Origin of the sequence: Oceanimonas marisflavi, from assembly GCF_003049725.1 — a bacterium.
Lineage (GTDB): Bacteria > Pseudomonadota > Gammaproteobacteria > Enterobacterales > Aeromonadaceae > Oceanimonas > Oceanimonas marisflavi.
Window position 1 is genome coordinate 157,844 of record NZ_QAGM01000005.1, and the last position, 16,769, is coordinate 174,612.

15 protein-coding genes and 1 rRNA gene are annotated in these 16,769 nt (G+C 59.6%); 6 read left to right on the plus strand and 10 right to left on the minus strand.

Annotated features, from left to right (window positions below; translation table 11 throughout):
* Nucleotides 1-62: 62 nt before the first annotated feature.
* Nucleotides 63-1,037, minus strand: a complete 975-nt coding sequence (gene ispB, locus DA373_RS05235) for an octaprenyl diphosphate synthase (protein WP_107851278.1) — start codon at nt 1,035-1,037, stop codon at nt 63-65.
* 236 nt (nt 1,038-1,273) lie between these two features.
* Here ispB and rplU point away from each other — a divergent pair, with 236 nt between their 5' ends.
* From rplU to folA, 4 genes are all read left to right on the plus strand, one after another.
* Nucleotides 1,274-1,585 carry a 50S ribosomal protein L21 gene (gene rplU / locus DA373_RS05240; RefSeq protein WP_014291573.1) on the plus strand — a complete coding sequence of 104 codons (312 nt, stop codon included), beginning with the start codon at nt 1,274-1,276 and terminating at the stop codon, nt 1,583-1,585.
* Nucleotides 1,586-1,602: 17 nt separating this feature from the next.
* Entirely contained in the window at nt 1,603-1,860 is a 258-nt protein-coding gene (gene rpmA, locus DA373_RS05245) for a 50S ribosomal protein L27 (protein ID WP_014291574.1), read from the plus strand.
* Between the two features lie 117 nt (nt 1,861-1,977).
* Nucleotides 1,978-3,135, plus strand: coding sequence for an Obg family GTPase CgtA (gene cgtA / locus DA373_RS05250; RefSeq protein ID WP_107851279.1), 1,158 nt, complete (start codon nt 1,978-1,980; stop codon nt 3,133-3,135).
* Nucleotides 3,136-3,145: 10 nt separating this feature from the next.
* Nucleotides 3,146-3,631 (plus strand): type 3 dihydrofolate reductase, encoded by a 486-nt coding sequence (gene folA / locus DA373_RS05255; protein ID WP_107851280.1) that lies wholly within the window; start codon nt 3,146-3,148, stop codon nt 3,629-3,631.
* Between the two features lie 74 nt (nt 3,632-3,705).
* Here the strand turns inward: folA and DA373_RS05260 are convergent, their stop codons facing one another.
* From DA373_RS05260 to lptD, 6 genes are read right to left on the minus strand one after another with little or no spacing between them, the layout of a single operon-like run.
* Nucleotides 3,706-4,521: a symmetrical bis(5'-nucleosyl)-tetraphosphatase gene (locus DA373_RS05260; protein WP_107851281.1), complete on the minus strand. Its 816-nt coding sequence runs from the start codon at nt 4,519-4,521 to the stop codon at nt 3,706-3,708.
* Nucleotides 4,521-4,895 (minus strand): Co2+/Mg2+ efflux protein ApaG, encoded by a 375-nt coding sequence (apaG, locus tag DA373_RS05265; protein WP_107851282.1) that lies wholly within the window; start codon nt 4,893-4,895, stop codon nt 4,521-4,523. The genes DA373_RS05260 and apaG overlap by 1 nt, the downstream gene beginning before the upstream one ends.
* Nucleotides 4,895-5,704 carry a 16S rRNA (adenine(1518)-N(6)/adenine(1519)-N(6))-dimethyltransferase RsmA gene (gene rsmA / locus DA373_RS05270; protein WP_107851283.1) on the minus strand — a complete coding sequence of 270 codons (810 nt, stop codon included), beginning with the start codon at nt 5,702-5,704 and terminating at the stop codon, nt 4,895-4,897. The genes apaG and rsmA overlap by 1 nt, the downstream gene beginning before the upstream one ends.
* Nucleotides 5,697-6,686, minus strand: a complete 990-nt coding sequence (gene pdxA / locus DA373_RS05275; RefSeq protein ID WP_107851284.1) for a 4-hydroxythreonine-4-phosphate dehydrogenase PdxA — start codon at nt 6,684-6,686, stop codon at nt 5,697-5,699. Before pdxA ends, rsmA begins: the two co-directional genes overlap by 8 nt.
* On the minus strand, nt 6,683-7,999 hold the full coding sequence (surA, locus tag DA373_RS05280) for a peptidylprolyl isomerase SurA (RefSeq protein ID WP_232821197.1): 1,317 nt from the start codon (nt 7,997-7,999) through the stop codon (nt 6,683-6,685). Before surA ends, pdxA begins: the two co-directional genes overlap by 4 nt.
* 25 nt (nt 8,000-8,024) lie before the next feature.
* Nucleotides 8,025-10,403 (minus strand): LPS assembly protein LptD, encoded by a 2,379-nt coding sequence (lptD, locus tag DA373_RS05285; RefSeq protein ID WP_107851285.1) that lies wholly within the window; start codon nt 10,401-10,403, stop codon nt 8,025-8,027.
* Nucleotides 10,404-10,646: 243 nt separating this feature from the next.
* On the opposite strand from lptD, the gene djlA reads away from it, so the two are divergent.
* Nucleotides 10,647-11,450 (plus strand): co-chaperone DjlA, encoded by an 804-nt coding sequence (gene djlA / locus DA373_RS05290; protein ID WP_107851286.1) that lies wholly within the window; start codon nt 10,647-10,649, stop codon nt 11,448-11,450.
* A 77-nt stretch (nt 11,451-11,527) separates the two neighbouring features.
* Here djlA and DA373_RS05295 read toward each other — a convergent pair whose 3' ends face one another.
* The 3 genes from DA373_RS05295 to rapA are packed head-to-tail and all read right to left on the minus strand — an operon-like array spanning nt 11,528 to nt 16,061.
* Complete coding sequence (locus DA373_RS05295; protein ID WP_198650237.1) at nt 11,528-12,481, minus strand: D-2-hydroxyacid dehydrogenase; 954 nt, start codon at nt 12,479-12,481, stop codon at nt 11,528-11,530.
* A gap of 22 nt (nt 12,482-12,503) precedes the next feature.
* Nucleotides 12,504-13,166: an RluA family pseudouridine synthase gene (locus DA373_RS05300; protein ID WP_198650241.1), complete on the minus strand. Its 663-nt coding sequence runs from the start codon at nt 13,164-13,166 to the stop codon at nt 12,504-12,506.
* A 21-nt stretch (nt 13,167-13,187) separates the two neighbouring features.
* Nucleotides 13,188-16,061, minus strand: a complete 2,874-nt coding sequence (gene rapA, locus DA373_RS05305; protein WP_107851288.1) for an RNA polymerase-associated protein RapA — start codon at nt 16,059-16,061, stop codon at nt 13,188-13,190.
* Between the two features lie 481 nt (nt 16,062-16,542).
* Between rapA and DA373_RS05310 the strand changes: the two genes are divergently transcribed.
* Nucleotides 16,543-16,769, plus strand: a 16S ribosomal RNA gene (locus DA373_RS05310); the annotation flags it as partial.

The window sequence follows — 16,769 nt, forward strand, 5'->3', positions numbered from 1 at the left end:
CCTGCAGATTTGCGCCGGCTAAAGCGGCGCCTACAAGGCTCCAGGCTGAAGCACGGTAGCCATCAGCTGGTGCGCTCTACCGCCATATGGGCCAGATCCACCAGGGCCGCCTTGTGGTCGGACTCCGGCAGCACATTGAGGGCGTCAATCGCTTTCTGTGCCTCTTCCCGGGCGCGCTGGCGGCTGTATTCCAGCGCCTCGGTCTCGGCCAGAATGGCCATGATCTCGTCCAGGTGATCCATGCCGGTGCGGTTGGCAATGGCATCGCGAATGCGCTCACGCTGTTCCGCTGTGCCTTTCTCCATGGCCCGCAGCAGGGGCAGGGTGGGTTTGCCTTCGGCCAGATCGTCACCCACGTTCTTGCCCATGTCGCTGGCGTCCGAGCTGTAGTCCATCACATCGTCCATCAGCTGAAAGGCGGTGCCCAGATACTTGCCGTAGTCGAGCATGGCCTGCTCGGTAGCCTCGGGCTGATGGGTCAGCACCGCCGCCAGCCGGGTGGCGGCTTCAAACAGCTTGGCGGTCTTGCAGTAGATCACCTGCATGTAGCTGGCTTCGGTGGTGTCGGGATCGTTGCAGTTCATCAGCTGCAGCACTTCCCCTTCGGCGATGATATTGGTGGCGTCGCTCAGAATGTGCATGATGCGCATATTGTCGAGCTCGGTCATCATCTGAAAGGCGCGGGTATAGAGGAAGTCCCCCACCAGTACGCTGGCGGCATTGCCAAACAGGGCGTTGGCGGTATCCCGGCCCCGGCGCAGATCCGACTCGTCCACCACATCGTCGTGCAGCAGGGTGGCGGTGTGAATGAATTCGATAATGGCGGCGAGTTTCCGGTGAGCTTCACCTTCGTAGCCCAGGGCCCGGGCCGCCAGCACGGTCAGCATGGGACGCATGCGCTTGCCGCCGGCGCTGACGATATAAAAACCCAGCTGGTTAATCAGGGAAACATCCGATTGCAGCCGGGTCATGATGAGTTCGTTGACCGCTTGCATGTCCTGCTCGGTCAGTTGTTTGATCCTGTTGATATCTACCATAAAGTTATAAGCCGGACGATGCAGTGTGAATTCATTGATGATAGGATTTTACACGATTCGTCAAAGGGATAAACCTGTCCGGGCAGGCACCGCCTGCAATGCGGACGGGTGTCATTTTTTTGCGCTCTCTCCCCTTGTCTCGGGGGATCAATTTGCGTACAATGCGCGACCATTGTAAAACAGTTTTAGTGCACGGCCCCTCGATGGGCAAAAGTGCCATATTCGGAGTTAAAATCATGTACGCGGTAATCCAAAGCGGCGGAAAACAGCACCGTGTAGCCGAAGGCCAGGTTGTTCGTCTGGAAAAGCTGGACGTAGAAACCGGCGCTGCTGTCGAGTTCGACAAAGTGCTGATGGTGGCCCAAGGTGAAGACGTTAAAGTCGGTGTTCCCTATGTAGACGGCGGCAAGGTAACTGCAGAAGTAGTTGCTCACGGTCGTGGCAAAAAGGTCAAGATCGTCAAGTTCCGTCGTCGTAAGCACTCTCGCAAACAGCAGGGTCACCGTCAGTGGTTCACTGAAGTGAAGATCACTGGTATCAGCGCCTAAGAGAGGAGTTAAGTTCCATGGCACACAAAAAAGCAGGCGGCTCTACTCGTAACGGTCGCGATTCAGAAAGCAAACGTCTTGGTGTAAAGCGTTACGGTGGTGAATCTGTCCTGGCGGGCAACATCATCGTTCGTCAGCGCGGCACCAAATTCCACGCCGGCGACAACGTTGGCCTGGGCAAGGACCACACTCTGTTCGCCAAAGCCGACGGCAAGGTGAAGTTTGAAGTTAAAGGTCCTCAGAACCGCAAGTTCGTCAGCATTGTAACCGAGTAAGGTTCAATCAGAACTTTATAAAAGCCCCGCCAACCGGCGGGGCTTTTTGCTTTATTGAAGGCACGTTCGGCACGAGCCGGATAGACAGGCTCAGAAAACGAATGGGAGAGCAGTGAAATGAAATTTGTCGATGAAGCGGAAATCCGCATCGAGGCGGGAGACGGCGGCAATGGCTGTGTGAGCTTTCGCCGGGAGAAATACATTCCCAAGGGCGGCCCCGACGGTGGTGACGGCGGTGATGGCGGCGATGTCTATATGCTGGCCGATGAAAACCTCAACACCCTGATCGACTATCACTTTGAGCGCTTCCACCGGGCCGAGCGGGGCGAAAACGGCCGGGGTGGCAACTGTACCGGCAAGCGGGGCAAGGATCTGGTGCTGACAGTGCCGGTGGGCACCCGCGCCAAGGACGAGATGACCGGCGAGATCCTCGGGGATCTGACCCGTCATGGTCAGAAACTGCTGGTGGCCAAGGGCGGCTTTCACGGTCTGGGCAACACCCGTTTCAAGAGCTCGGTCAACCGGGCGCCGCGGCAAAAGACCAACGGCACGCCGGGCGAGATCCGCAACGTGCTGCTGGAGCTGCTGCTGCTGGCGGATGTGGGCCTGCTGGGCCTGCCCAATGCCGGCAAGTCCACCTTTATCCGCTCGGTCTCGGCGGCCAAGCCCAAGGTAGCGGATTACCCCTTTACCACCCTGGTGCCCAATCTGGGCGTGGTGCGCTGTGACGGCCAGAAGAGCTTTGTGGTGGCGGACATTCCCGGGCTGATTGAAGGGGCCGCCGATGGCGCCGGTCTGGGCATCCGCTTCCTCAAGCACCTGGAGCGTTGCCGCGTGCTGCTGCATATTATCGATGTGCTGCCTGTCGATGGCACCGATCCCGCCGACAACGCCGACATCATCGTCAATGAGCTGAACCAGTACAGCGAAGAGCTGGCCAACAAGCCGCGCTGGCTGGTATTCAACAAGCTGGATCTGGTGGACGACGAGCAGGCCGAGGAGATTATCGGCCGGGTGACCGAGCTGCTGGACTGGCAGGGACCGGTGCACCGCATGACCGCCATCAGCAAGGAAGGTACCCGTGAGCTGACCCAGGCGCTGATGGCGTTCCTGGAAGAGCACCCGCGGAGCCAGGAAGAGCTGGAAGCGGCCCGGGAGCCGGTCAGCTTCAAGTGGGATGAGTACCATCAGGCCGCCCTGACCGAAGCGGAAGACGACGATGATGACTGGGATGATGAAGAAGACGACGGCCATGTCATCTACACCAAGGAATAAGAGGGCTGGTATGACGCTGTCGATGATCGTGGCCATGACCCGGGATGGGGTGATTGGCCGTGACAATGACATGCCCTGGCATTTGCCGGCGGATCTGGCTTATTTCAAGCAGACTACTCTGGGCAAGCCGGTGGTGATGGGGCGCAATACCCATGAGTCCATTGGCCGGCCGCTGCCGGGGCGGCGTAATGTGATTGTCAGCCGCTCTCTCGCCGAGGCCCCGGCCGGTACCGAGCTGGTGTCGTCCCCCGAGGCGGCCCTGACCCTGCTGGCGAATGCGGAAGAAGTCATGGTAATGGGCGGCGGGCAGTTATACGCAGCCCTGTTGCCAAAGGCCTCGCGGCTTTATATCACCCGCATCGACGCCAGCATTGACGGCGACACACATTTTCCGGCCATCAACGAGAATGAGTGGCGGCTGGTCAGCGAAGAAGTCCGCGCCGCCGACGAGCGTAACGAATATGACTGCCGGTTTCAGGTATGGGATCGGGTTTAGTTGTAGGCCCGGCTTCAGCCGGGCAAATTGTGCAACAGGTCGTTTTGTTGCCCCAATAAATTGGGGCCTACAAATTATGCATGCGCCGGGCAGGGCGTGCTGATGCGCTCGCCGGTTTCCCAGCAAAGCAGGGTGAGGCTGCCCCCCCACACACAACCCGTATCCAGCGCATGGATGTCGGGCTTTTCACAATGACCTTCCAGTGCCGCCCAGTGACCAAACACCAGGGGCGGATCCTCATGCTGATCCCGCAACTCAAACCAGGGTTTCAGCTCCATCGGAGCGCTTTTCAGGCCTTCCTTGAAGTCAAAATCCAGCCGGCCGTCGTTATGGCAAAGGCGCATACGGGTAAAGGCATTGATGGTAAAGCGCAGCCGTTCGGAATCGCCAAGATCCTCGCGCCAGGCATCGGGCTGGTTGCCATACATGTCACTCAACCGATCCCGGTAATGGGCAGAGCGCAGCTCGGCCTCTGCCATACGAGCGGCGTTTTCGGCCTGCTCCAGGCTCCACTGGGGCGGAATACCGGCGTGGGTCATCACAAAGCCGTGCTGCTCATGGCGGGCCAGCAGTGGTTGCTGTCGCAGCCAGTAGAGCAGATCGGGCTTGTCGGCGGCATGGAGAATGTCGTGAATGCGATCGGCCTTTTTCGGTGGCCGCAGACCGGCGGCCACTGCCAGCAGGTGCAGATCATGATTGCCCAGCACGGTGGTGGCGGCATTGCCCAAAGCCATGACCCGGCGCAGGCAGCCCAGGGAGTCCGGCCCCCGGGCCACCAGATCGCCGGTCAGCCAGAGCTGGTCCCGGGACGGAGTAAAGCCCACCTCCGCCAGCAGCCGGTTCAGCTCGTTCAGGCAACCCTGGAGATCGCCGACAATATAGGTGGCCATCAGTTGATCAGGTTGGGCAGGGCCAGCCGAAAGGCGGGAATGGGGGCTTCAAACTCGCTGCCGTCGTCCCGGCGCAGGGTGTAAAAGCCTTCCATCACCCCCACCGGGGTTTCCAGGCTGACACCGCTGGTATAGGTATAGTCGCTGCCTGCATCAATGGTGGGTTGCTCGCCTACCACACCGCTGCCTTCCACTTCCACCCGTTTTCCGTTGGCATCGGTGATCAGCCACCGCCGGCTGATCAGGGTCACCCGCTCATCGCCCCTATTGGTGATGGTGATGGTATAGGCGAACACATAGTGATCGTCTTCCGGTGATGAGCGCTCGGCCAGATAGCGGGGAACCGGGGAAATGTGAATGACAGCGGCGGACATCAGGACTCCTTTTTTTGAGCCAGGGCGTTGGCCAGGGTAGCGTACTGGGCCAGGGTCAGTTGCTCGGGGCGGGCGGACGGATCCAGGCCCAGGGCCGAGATTTCGTCGGCGCTGAACAAATGGCTCAGGCTGTTGCGAATGGTTTTGCGGCGCTGGCCAAAGGCATCGGCGGTCACCCGGGAAAGATCCTTCAGGTTTTTCACCGGATGGGGCGGGGTCTCATAAGGCAGCAAGCGTACTACCGCCGAGTCCACCTTGGGAGCGGGCCTGAAGGCTTCCGGACCTACTTCCAGCACCGGTACCACCTCACAGTAATACTGGGCCATCACGCTCAGACGGCCATAGGCCTTGCTGCCGGGGCCGGCGGCAAGGCGGTTGACCACTTCCTTTTGCAGCATAAAGTGCATATCGGCCACCAGCGCCGAGAACTCAAACAGATGAAACATCAGCTGGGTGGAGATGTTGTAGGGCAGGTTGCCGAAGATCTTCAGCTTCTTGCCCGGCTCGCACAGGCTGGCGAAGTCGAACTTCATGGCGTCGGCCTGGTGAATGCTGAGCTTGTCTTTCAGAAACGGGTGGGTTTCCAGCCGTGCGGCCAGATCCCGGTCCAGCTCCACCACGTTAAGGCGCTCAATGCGATCGCACACCGGGCCGGTGAGGGCCCCCAGGCCAGGGCCGATTTCCACCATGGTGTAATCATCGGACGGATGAATGGCATTGACGATCTGATCGATGGTGTAGTCATCGTGCAGAAAGTTCTGGCCAAAACGTTTGCGGGCCTTGTGCCCCTGGTGGACCTTGCTATTCATCGCGTTTTTCTATCATCTCAATGGCTTGATTAAGGGCGCAGAGCATGCTGCCTGCGTCTATCTGATCGGTGCCGGCCAGCTCCAGAGCAGTGCCGTGATCCACCGAAGTACGAATAAAGGGTAACCCCAGAGTAATATTGACGGCCTTGCCGAAGCCGATGTATTTCAGCACCGGCAGCCCCTGGTCGTGATACATGGCCAGGAAGGCGTCGGCGTCCTTCATGTTCTTCTCGTTGAACACGGTATCGGACGACAGCGGTCCTACCAGATCCATGCCTTCTTCACGCAGCTCGTTCAGGGTGGGAATGATCACATCGATCTCTTCCCGGCCCAGATGACCGTCTTCCCCGGCGTGGGGATTGAGGCCGCACACATAAATGCGCGGGCTGGCCAGGCCGAACTTGCTTTTCAGCTCGGCGTGAAGAATGCGGGTGATCCTGGTCAGTCGCTCCGCAGTAATGGCCCGGGCCACATAGGCCAGGGGAATGTGGGTGGTGACCTGGGCCACGCGCAGGCCGGGAGTGGCCAGCAGCATGACCACGTCGGGCACATTGGCCTGCTGGGCAAAGAACTCGGTGTGGCCACTGAAGGACACTCCGGCCTTGTTGATAATGCCCTTGTTGACCGGTCCTGTGACCACGGCGTCGAATTCACCACTCATGTTGCCGTCTGAAGCCCGTTTGAGGGTTTCCAGCACATAAAGACCATTGGCTTCATCGAGCACGCCGGGCACCGCCGGTTTGGCCAGTTTTACCGGCTCTATGGTCAGGGTGCCGGCCATCTGGGGCTTCGGCTCGGCCTGTTGCTGATAGGGCAGCAGGGTAATGTCACGGCCCAGGGCTTCGGCCCGGGACTGGATCAGTTCCGGGTCGGCGATCACCACCAGCTCGGCCGGCCAGTCGAGATCGGCCAGTGCCAGCATCAGCTCGGGGCCGATGCCGGCGGGCTCGCCCGGGGTTATGGCTATGCGTTTACAACTCACGAATCACCATCGGATAATTGAGCGTCGACAATACGGATATAGGCCTGATCCTTGAGCTCATCCAGCCAGGTCTGCACTTCTTCGGTAAAGCGACGGTTGAAAATCAGTTGATAGGCCCGTTGTTCGGTGGCCTGCTCGGTCGCGTCCAGCACGCGTTTGTCTTCCAGCCGCACCAGGTGCCAGCCGTGCTCGGAACGGAACGGTTCGCTCAGTTCCCCCGGCTGCAGCCGGCTGACGGTATCACGGAAACTGCTGACATACAGCTCGGGTGAGGCCCAGCCCAGGTCACCGCCATTAACGGCAGAGCCGGTATCATCGGAAAACTGTCCGGCCAGCTCCGCCATGGTGGCTTCACCACTGCGAATGGAGCGGGCGAACCCTTCCAGCATGGCTCTGGCCTTGTCTTCACTGAGAATGACGGAAGGCTTGATCAGAATATGACGGGCCCGGACTTCCAGTGCCTGCACGGACTGCTTTTTACCGCCTTTCATGTCGAAAATGGTAAGAATATGCAGACCGGCGCCGGAGCGAATGGGGCCGATAATATCACCTTTTGCATGATTTCTCACCGCCTCGCTGAACAGGGACGGCATTTCTCCCATGCTCATCATGCCCCAGTCGCCGCCTTCCAGCGCCTTGGGACCGCCGCTGTGAGCGATGGCCAGCTTGCGGAAGTCGGCGCCATTTTTCAGTTCGGCAAGCAGTTGCTCGGCCTGACGGTTGGCCTGGCGCAGTTGCTCACTGCTGGGATTGGCGGGCAGGGGCAGCAGTATGTTGCCCACCTGGTAACGGGCGTTGCTTCGGCCCTGCTCCCGAATCATCTGCACCACCTGCTTCACTTCCTGATCGGAGATATTGATGCGCCGGCGCACCTGATTGCGGGCCAGTTCACTCATCAGAATTTCATTGCGAACCTGCTCGCGAAAGGCGGCCCAGCTCTGGCCGTTGGCGGTCACGCTGGCCCGCAGCTGATCCAGGGTTTTGCCTTCGCTGCGGGCAATATTGGCCAGTGCCTGCTCCAGCTGGGTGTCGGTAATACGCAGGCCCAGTCGCTCTGCCTGCTGCAGCTGCAGGCTCTCCAGGATCAGCCGCTCCAGCGCCTGTTTGCGCAGGCGCTGATCATCAGGCAGGGGCTGGCCGGCGGCTTTCGCGCTTTGGCGTACCTGAGCCACCAGCGCGTTGAGCTGACTTTCCAGTACCACGTCGTTATTAACCTGGGCCACGGTTCTGTCCAGCACTTCGGCGGCCTGGCTGATGGCCGACAGCAGGCCCAGTGCGGTGGCCATCAGCAGTTGTTTACATCTTTGGTTCATGACAAATCCTGTGCACAATGAATAATCAGTTATTGAGGTTGAACGGGCGATAGTAGGGTAACAATTGAGTGCCTGGCTTGAACTCGCCGCTGCCGGTACCCAGGGAGCTGAACCCCTTCAGCTCAAAGCGCAGCCCTATGCTGGTCTCCTGATTGGTGCCAGTGGGGTTGAACAACTTGTCTTCCTTCTGCCACTGCTCCCATACCAGGCTCACCGCCCAGCAGCAGGAGTCGTAGCGCAGTCCTATCAGAGTATCGATATTGCGATGGAGTTCAATATCCCGGTAATGGCCGCCTACCAGGCTCCACTGGGGGGCGACCGGCCAGAAGACGGTGCCGCCTGCCTGGTTGAGATCGTCGTTCAGGCTGTCGGCAAAGTAGTTGCGGTTCAGGTGGCGAAAGCCAAGCTGGGCCAGCCGGCCCTGCTCGTTGTATTCCAGGGTGATATTACCCGCCGCCAGACGGTGATTGCGGGTGTCCTGCTGAGCCTCACCGTGTATAAACCAGTTGTTATCGAGGTTGAGATCCCCTTCAAAGGTCAGGAAGGAGCGCTTGGTTTCGTCCAGCTGTTCACCGGGGTAGAGTTTGACCCTGGGGGGCGTGAAGTTAAAGGTCTGGGCCAGGGCCAGGCGCAGCCGTTCGGTTCCGGACTCGTCGTAGATACGACTGGTAAAGCCGGCGGTCAGCTGATTGGCGTCGCTGATGCGATCCAGACCGGCGAAACGACGATCGCTGAACAGGCTGTAATAGTCTTGGCGCATGGTGGTGGTGTCGTACAGGCCAATATTGTCCTGCTCTTCAAAGGGCACGTACAGATACTGCAGCTGGGGCTCCAAGGTCTGAGTAAAGTCCTGTTCAAACCAGCGGGCTTTCCGGTCAAATACCAGGCCGCCGTTAACCCTGAGCCGGGGCAGCAGCCGATCCACACTGGTGTCCAGGGTGTCGCTATCAAAGCCCCATTCATCACGATAAAAAGGTGCCAGGGTGGCGGGTATATCCTGCTCGTAATGGGTGTAGTAGGCGCCCACATCTGCCTTGAGCTGAACGCCGGGCTGATCGACGATGGAATAGATTAACCTGGGCTCGGCATGAAACCGGGTGGCCTGATAAGTATTTTCATCCTTGTTGCCAAAGCGGGTCAGCTCCGAGTCCAGGGCCAGATCAAAATCACCCAGCCCCTGGTAGCTGTTCAGCACCAGCGCCGGCATCAGCTGAAACGGCTGGGTGGGCAGGTTTGGTTGCAGTATCTGGTAGTCGCGCACTTCTGTGGTGAGCTGCCAGTGCCGGTTGTAATAGCCGCCCTGAAGTGACTGCAGCAGCTGGTTGTCGACCAGGGTGCCGACAGGGGGATCAAAGTCTTCCAGATAGTTGTAATCCCAGCTCGCCACCTGGGTGTAGTTGACATTTCCGCGCCAGTGACCATCGTCATCAAAGCGGGCACTGTGCCGCCAGTTAAACAGCCAGCGGGGATCCTCCCGCCATTCTTCGCTGGCCTGAGGGTTGTCGCTCAGGCTGTCATCGCTGGACAGGTATTCGCCGTAGAGCACACCGCTCTGACCGGCCACCGGCAGATAGCGGAATTCCAGCTGAGCCATGGTGCCGCGCTTTTCCATGTAGCGGGGGGTGATGGTGGCATCGTAATTGGGAGCAATGTTCCAGTAGTAGGGCAGGCGAATATCGGTGCCGTTGTCGCTGCTGATGTCGAGGGTCGGGTAGAGCAGGCCACTCTGGCGCTCATTCTTGACCGGGAACTTGATATAAGGGAAATAAAACACCGGCATGTCACCCAGCCACAACACCGCATTCCAGGCCTCGCCAAAGATCTCGTCCTGCTCTACGCGTACCGTGCTGGCCTTCAGTTGCCACACCTCTTCTCCCGGTGGGCAGGTAGTGTAACTGGCCCCGCTGAGGTCAACCTGGCCGTTTTCCCCGGTCAGCTGCACCCGGCGCGCTTCCCCCCGGCCCGGATCTCCGTGCAGTTGATAACGGGCCTGATCCAGCTGTGTGTCCTTGCTGGTGAGGTTGCCGGTAAGGGTCGTGTCGCTTTCCACGGTAATGGTGCCGTCGCTCAGCTGAATATTGCCTTCGGCCAGCACGTCCCGGCTTTGCTGCTCCAGCTCCAGGTAGTCGGTGCTGAACCGGCGATCGCCCTGTATGACTTCCACATCCCCCTGATAGAGTATTTTGCCGTCACGGGTGGCGTTGAGCACCTCGGCGGTGACGGTAACAGGCGCATTGGTATCCTTTTCACCTTCAACACGCAACGGCACGTGACTGAAACAGCGGCTGAAGGGAAGGGGAGCAGCGTCGGCCGCCGGCTCACCGACCAGTTCCGTGCCGGTATACTGGGCTTGAGCCAGACCGGATGCGAACAACAGGGGAAGGCCAATAATCCGTATTTTCATGGGGTGATGCTCTCGTTCCTGGTGTTGGCGACACCGCCCGGGGTCCTGCGGGCTGGTTGAGCTTTTGGTGTCATTCTTTTATGGTAGCGGGCTATGATAAAGCATTCTCGCTGCCAGCTCTACGCCGGGGCCCGGCCCGACCGGTACTGCTCCGCGGAAAACAATCCTATGACATTATTCTTTTTTTTCAGATGCTGCGCCGTGGCCGGCACTGTCCGCTTTTCCGTTCACGGAGGGCAGTGAATGCCGGCACATATCAAGGGCAAGGTTATCGGTTTCCTGTTTGGCTTGCTCATCGGCAGCTGGATGGGCGCCCTGCTGGGGCTGTGGCTGGGACACCTGGTGGATCGCAAGCTTGCCGGCGCCTGGGGCTTTGCCAAAAGTGCCCAACAGGAGTTTTTGTACGCCACCTTTGCCACCATGGGGCACCTGGCCAAGTCCAGTGGCCGGGTAACGACTGAGGAAATTCGGCTGGCCGAGCGGCTGATGGTGCAGATGCGTTTGCGCCCCGAGCAAAAAGCAGAGGCGCAGCAGGCATTTCGGGATGGCAAGGAAAGCGATTTTCCGTTAACAGAAACCCTGCGCCGGTTTCGCTCCCGGGTGCGCAACAGCCGCAACCTGTTGCGTTTTTTTATGGAAGTACAGCTGCAGCTGGTGTTTGCCGACGGTGAGCTGCACCCGGCCGAGCGGCAGCTGCTGCATGTGATTGCCGCTGAGCTGAGTTTTTCCACACAGGAGCTGGAGCAGCTGCTGGCCTATGCCGAGGCCCAGCTGCATATGTATCGCCAGGGGGGAGGCAGCGGAGCGGGCGGCTTTGCGCCTTCCCCCGGCGAGCGGCTGAAAGATGCCTATCGCATTCTGGAAGTGGATGAACAGGCCGACAATGCCACAGTGAAGCGGGCCTATCGCCGGCAGATGTCCAAGCATCATCCCGACAAGCTGGTGGCCCAGGGCCTGCCCAAGGAAATGATGGAAATGGCCAAACAAAAGGCCCAGGACATTCAGCAGGCCTGGGAAACCATCAAGGCCGCCCGCAATCTTCGTTGATGTGAGGGGTGAGGAGGGGAGAGCGAGGTGAGTGACCGCCTGCACTCCTCACCCCTTACTCTTCACCCCTCACGGGCTCACACCAGCCGGTTTTGTTCCCGCCCTGCTGCAAAGGCCTCGATATTGTCGATCAGCTGATCCGCCAGCCGTTGCATGGAGGCCTGGCTGGCCCAGGCGATATGCGGTGTCAGAATAAAGTTGGGGCACTCCAGGGCCTGCATCAGCGGATGATTCACGGGCGGCGGTTCGGCGCTGACCACATCAAAGCCGGCACCGCCAATGCGCTTCTCCTTCAGGGCGTTCAGCAGCGCTTGCTCGTCCACCAGACCGCCCCGGCCCACGTTGATCAGCAGCGCATCCGGTTTCATCATGGCCAGCTCCCGCTCGCCAATCAGATGGCGGGTATCCTCGGTCAGCGGGCAGTGCAGGCTGATCACATCGGCCTCGGTCAGCACCCGCTCAAAGGGCAATCGTCCCTCGGTGGTCGGCTGGCCCTTGCGGGCGGCGACGATCACTTTCATGCCCAGCGCACGGGCCAGCCGCTCCAGATCCCGGGCAATGGTGCCATAGCCAATCAGCCCGAGCGTCCGTCCTTTCAGATCCCGCACCGGGTAGTCGAAATAACAGAACTGGCCCGACTGCTGCCAGCGGCCACCGGCCACCGATGTCCGGTAGGCGTGCAGATTGCGGCTGAGCGCCATCATCAGCGACAGGGCGTGCTCGGGCACGGCACTTTCCGAGTAGTTGCGAATATTGCACACCGCCACGCCAGCGTTCCGGCAGGCGCCTAGATCCACATTGTCGCTGCCGGTGGCGGCCAGGGCGATCAGCCTGAGTTGGGGCAGTTTTGCCAGCTCGGCGGCACCGATTTTCACCTTGTTGACAATGGCCACCTCGGCCTGTTGCAGGCGTTGCACCACCTGCTCCGGCGCGGTTTCTGCATATTCCTGCCAGAGGTGATCAAAGGCCGGGCGGCGCAGCTGCACGCTTGGCGCCAGGGTTTGCCGGTCGAGAAATACCAGTTTCATCATGACTCCGTTCTTTCAGACATTGTCAGTCAGCCATATCAAAGGGCGCCGGCGCAGTGAACTCCAGCCGGTGTTTGTATCTGGGGTGGCGAAAGGCCAGCCAGGCGGCGTGCAGTTGCAGGTGCTGCGCCATGGTCAGCGCCTCGCCCTCGGCATAGAGGTTGTCACCCAGAATCGGGTGCCCCAGGCTCAGCATGTGCACCCGCAGCTGATGGGAGCGACCGGTAATGGGGGTCAGCTCCATCAGGCTGCGTTTGTGCTCACGGCGCAGGCAGCGCCAGTGGGTCAGCGCTTTTTTGCCGTGTTCATGGCTCACCATGTGCCGGGGGCGGTTGGGCCAGTCGCAGCACAGGGGCAGATCGATACTGCCCTCGTCTGCCACTGGCTGGCCATGCACCCAGGCATAGTAGCGCTTTTCGGTTTCCCGTTCGCGGAACTGGCGGCTGAGCTCCCGGTGGGCCTTGGGGTTCAGCGCCATCACAATCACCCCGGAGGTGGCCATGTCCAGCCGGTGCACCACCTGTACCGTGGGAAACACCCGCGACACCCTGAGCGACAGGCTGTCGCGATGGCACAACTCGCGGCCAGGCACACTGAGCAGGCCACTGGGCTTGTTCAGCACTATGATGCTGTCATCCTGGTACAGCACCTCAAACTGGGGATCCAGCGGCGGATCGTAACGCAGCAATACCATGCTCTGGCTCTTCCGTTATTGATGGCTGACCACAATAAACCGGATTGCGTCCAGTTTTAAGCGGGTATGGCTGAGCAGGTTGTCGAGTTCGGTTTTCAGATCCTGGACATGATCGATCTCGCTCTGGCGCACATTGGGGTTGACCCTGGCCAGCTGCTGCAAACGGCTCAGCTCCTGATCCATGGCCTGATGCATGCGCTCCCGGGCCTGCTCTACCAGTTGCTCCATTTGTGCCTCGGCCAGCGGTGTGGCGACCTGCAGCTGCTGATGGATCACCGTTTGCGAGGCGTTTACCAGCTTGCTGCCCAGATGGCGGTTGACCGGGCTGAGCTGCTTGTCAAAGGCCTCAAAGCTGACCTTGTCGGCCAGGTTGTTGCCGTTCTTGTCGAGCAGCAGGCGAATGGGCGCCGGCGGCAGAAAACGGTACAGCTGGGCGTGATGGGCAGATTCGGCCACAAAAATGGGTTCAACGAACTGGGTGCCCACCGGCAGCGCCTTGTTCTTGAGAATGGCCACCGAGGTGGTGCCGATTTCCGAGCCCAGCACCAGATCGATGCCGCCGCGGATCATGGGATGATCCCAGCTCAGAAACTGCAAATCGTCCCGCCCCAGGGCGGTATGCCGGTCAAAGGTGATGCTGGCGCCGTCTTCGGGCAGGCCGGGAAAGCTCGGTACCAGCATCTGTTCGGTGGGGCGCAGCACAATGGCATTTTCGCCCTTGTCGTCCTGATGCACGCCCACTTCGTCAAACAGCTTGATGGCAAAAATGGCCAGGGTCGGATCTTCGTCGGTTTCCGCCAGCTGTTCCGCCAGATTGTGCTGCTGCAGGGCGCCGCTGGAGTTGAGCTCCAGCAGCCGATCCCGGCCCTGCTCCATCTGGCTGATCAGCGCTTGGGTGAGGGCACGAGTGTCTTCAATTAGTTGGGCCAGCGCCTCGCTGTCCTGGCCGTGACCGGCCAGCAGTTCCAGCAGGCGCTCAGACACCTGCTGATACACCGGCTGTCCCACCGCATTGGGCTTGCTGAAGGCATCCATGCCCTGCTCATACCACAGGGTCAGCGCCTGCTGGGCGGTGCCTTCCAGATAGGGCACGTGAATATCGATATCGTGCTGCTGACCGATGCGGTCCAGACGGCCGATGCGTTGCTCCAGCAAATCCGGGTTCAGCGGCAGGTCAAACAGCACCAGCTGGTGGGAGAACTGGAAATTGCGGCCTTCAGAGCCGATTTCGGAGCAGATCATCACCTGGGCGCCACCTTCCTGCTGGGCAAAATAGGCGGCGGCTTTGTCCCGCTCCAGCAGCGACATGCCTTCGTGGAACACGGTGCCACGAATGCCTTCCCGGGTGCGCAGCACTTCTTCCAGCGCCAGCGCCACGCCGGCCTTGGCGGTGATGATCAGGATCTTGTTGTTACGGTTTTCCTTGAGGAACTCCAGCAGCCACTCGACCCGGCTGTCGAACTGGGTCCAGCTGCTGTCACCGCCTTCAAACTGGCGATAGATCTCTTCCGGATACAGCGCCTGCAATGCCTGGGCGGCGGTGTCCTGATGGCTGCCCATCAGGCCAGCCACACGAATGGCGGTTTTATACTGGGCAGGCAGGGGCAGCGGGTGGGTATGCAGCCGGCGCGACGGAAAGCCCTTGATGGCCTGACGGGTATTGCGGAACAGCAGACGACCGGTGCCGTGGTGATCCAGCAGGCGGGCCAGCAGTGCCCGGCGCTGTTCGGAGGTATCCAGGCTGGCGCTTTTTTCGCCGTCCATAAAGGGCGCCAGGCGTTGACGGGCAGCGGCGTCCAGCGGGGCATCGCTCAGCAGCGACTCGGCAGCCTCGGCCAGCGGGCGGTATTCTTCTTCTTCCGCGAGAAAGGCGTCGTAGTCATAAAAGCGCTCGGGATCGAGCAGACGCAGGCGGGCAAAATGGCTCTCGTGGCCCTGCTGATCCGGGGTGGCGGTCAACAGCAACACCCCTGGGGTTTCTTCGGCCAGGGCTTCCACCACCTCATAGGCCCGGCTCGGACGCTCGGCATCCCACACCAGATGGTGGGCTTCATCCACCACCAGCAGATCCCAGTCGCTCTCGGCCAGCTGTTCAAAACGCTTGCGTTTTTTGGTGATGAAATCGAGGCTGCACAGCACCAGCTGCTCGGTGTCAAAGGGATTGGCGGAATCGGCAAAGGCCTCGACGCAACGCTCTTCGTCAAACAGCGCAAAATGCAGGTTGAAACGACGCAGCATTTCCACCAGCCACTGGTGGATCAGGGCATCGGGCACCAGGATAAGAATGCGTGCGGCGCGACCCGACAGCCATTGCTGCTGAATGATCATGCCCGCTTCAATGGTCTTGCCCAGGCCCACTTCATCGGCCAGCAGCACTCGGGGGGCGTGACGGTTACCTACCTCATGGGCGATATGCAGCTGATGGGGGATCAGGCCAATACGGCCGCTGCCCAGACCGCGCAGGGGCGAGCGGCGCTGATTAAACTGGTGCATCAGCGCCTGGTAGCGCAGGTTAAAGCGGCCAATCTTGTCAATTTGCCCGGCAAACAGCCGCTCCTGAGGCTTGTTCAGCTTGATAAAGTGATTGAGGAAGGTTTCCTTCAGGCTGGTTTCTTCCTCGATATCAAGACGTTTGCCGTGATAAACCAGCAAGCCGTCCTGCTCGGACACCGACTCCACCTCCAGCTCCCAGTCTTCATGACTACTGATGACATCGCCGGGGTTGAACATGACTCGGGTCACGGGAGCATCGTTGATGGCGTACATACGGTTCTCACCACAGGCGGGGAACAACATGGTCACCATGCGCACATCAATGGCAACCACGGTTCCCAGTCCCAGATCGGTTTCGGTATCGCTGATCCAACGTTGGCCGAGGGAAAAAGGCATTCAATTCTCCAAGCTGAAGGGGGCAAAAAAGGGGCGCTATCTTACCTCAAAGCCCCTTATGGCTGCATCCGTGATATAGACCCGAACATTCAGTATAAGGTGAGGCATATAAAGAAGGAAAACACGCCTCTGCTCAGATAATGAGCGAACGATGCAGTGGGAGCGTTTTTTATGAAAAAAGCCCTTGCGCAAAAATCGCGGCTCCCTATAATGCGCATCCACTGACACGGGGCAAGCAGCTCACGGTCACAAGGGTTGAAAGCGAACAACATAAAGTTCAAAACAACGCTTGACGAACACCAAGGATTGCGTAGAATACGCAGCCCTGACCAGCGAAAGCGGTCAACGCTCTTTAACAATTTATCAAGCAAACTGTGTGGGCACTCGCAGTCGTTTGAGAAACAAGAAATATTGTTTTTCAATGATTTGTGAAGTGCACTAGCAATAGCAGCAATTCAGATATTCATTGAGTCCAAGCTTTTAATTGAAGAGTTTGATCATGGCTCAGATTGAACGCTGGCGGCAGGCCTAACACATGCAAGTCGAGCGGCAGCGGGAAAGTAGCTTGCTACTTTTGCCGGCGAGCGGCGGACGGGTGAGTAATGCTTGGGGATCTGCCCGGTCGAGGGGGATAACCGTTGGAAACGACGGCTAATACCGCATACGCCCTACGGGGGAAAGCAGGGGACCTTCGGGCCTTGCGCGATT

Excerpts from the sequence above, each read along its gene's own strand:
- folA (WP_107851280.1), top strand. The coding sequence starts at position 3,146 with ATGACGCTGTCGATGATCGTGGCCATGACCCGGGATGGGGTGATTGGC.
- lptD (WP_107851285.1), bottom strand. The coding sequence starts at position 10,403 with ATGAAAATACGGATTATTGGCCTTCCCCTGTTGTTCGCATCCGGTCTG.
- rplU (WP_014291573.1), top strand. The coding sequence starts at position 1,274 with ATGTACGCGGTAATCCAAAGCGGCGGAAAACAGCACCGTGTAGCCGAA.
- rpmA (WP_014291574.1), top strand. The coding sequence starts at position 1,603 with ATGGCACACAAAAAAGCAGGCGGCTCTACTCGTAACGGTCGCGATTCA.
- apaG (WP_107851282.1), bottom strand. The coding sequence starts at position 4,895 with ATGTCCGCCGCTGTCATTCACATTTCCCCGGTTCCCCGCTATCTGGCC.
- DA373_RS05295 (WP_198650237.1), bottom strand. The coding sequence starts at position 12,481 with ATGATGAAACTGGTATTTCTCGACCGGCAAACCCTGGCGCCAAGCGTG.
- surA (WP_232821197.1), bottom strand. The coding sequence starts at position 7,999 with ATGAACCAAAGATGTAAACAACTGCTGATGGCCACCGCACTGGGCCTG.
- DA373_RS05260 (WP_107851281.1), bottom strand. The coding sequence starts at position 4,521 with ATGGCCACCTATATTGTCGGCGATCTCCAGGGTTGCCTGAACGAGCTG.
- rsmA (WP_107851283.1), bottom strand. The coding sequence starts at position 5,704 with ATGAATAGCAAGGTCCACCAGGGGCACAAGGCCCGCAAACGTTTTGGC.
- cgtA (WP_107851279.1), top strand. The coding sequence starts at position 1,978 with ATGAAATTTGTCGATGAAGCGGAAATCCGCATCGAGGCGGGAGACGGC.
- rapA (WP_107851288.1), bottom strand. The coding sequence starts at position 16,061 with ATGCCTTTTTCCCTCGGCCAACGTTGGATCAGCGATACCGAAACCGAT.
- djlA (WP_107851286.1), top strand. The coding sequence starts at position 10,647 with ATGCCGGCACATATCAAGGGCAAGGTTATCGGTTTCCTGTTTGGCTTG.
- ispB (WP_107851278.1), bottom strand. The coding sequence starts at position 1,037 with ATGGTAGATATCAACAGGATCAAACAACTGACCGAGCAGGACATGCAA.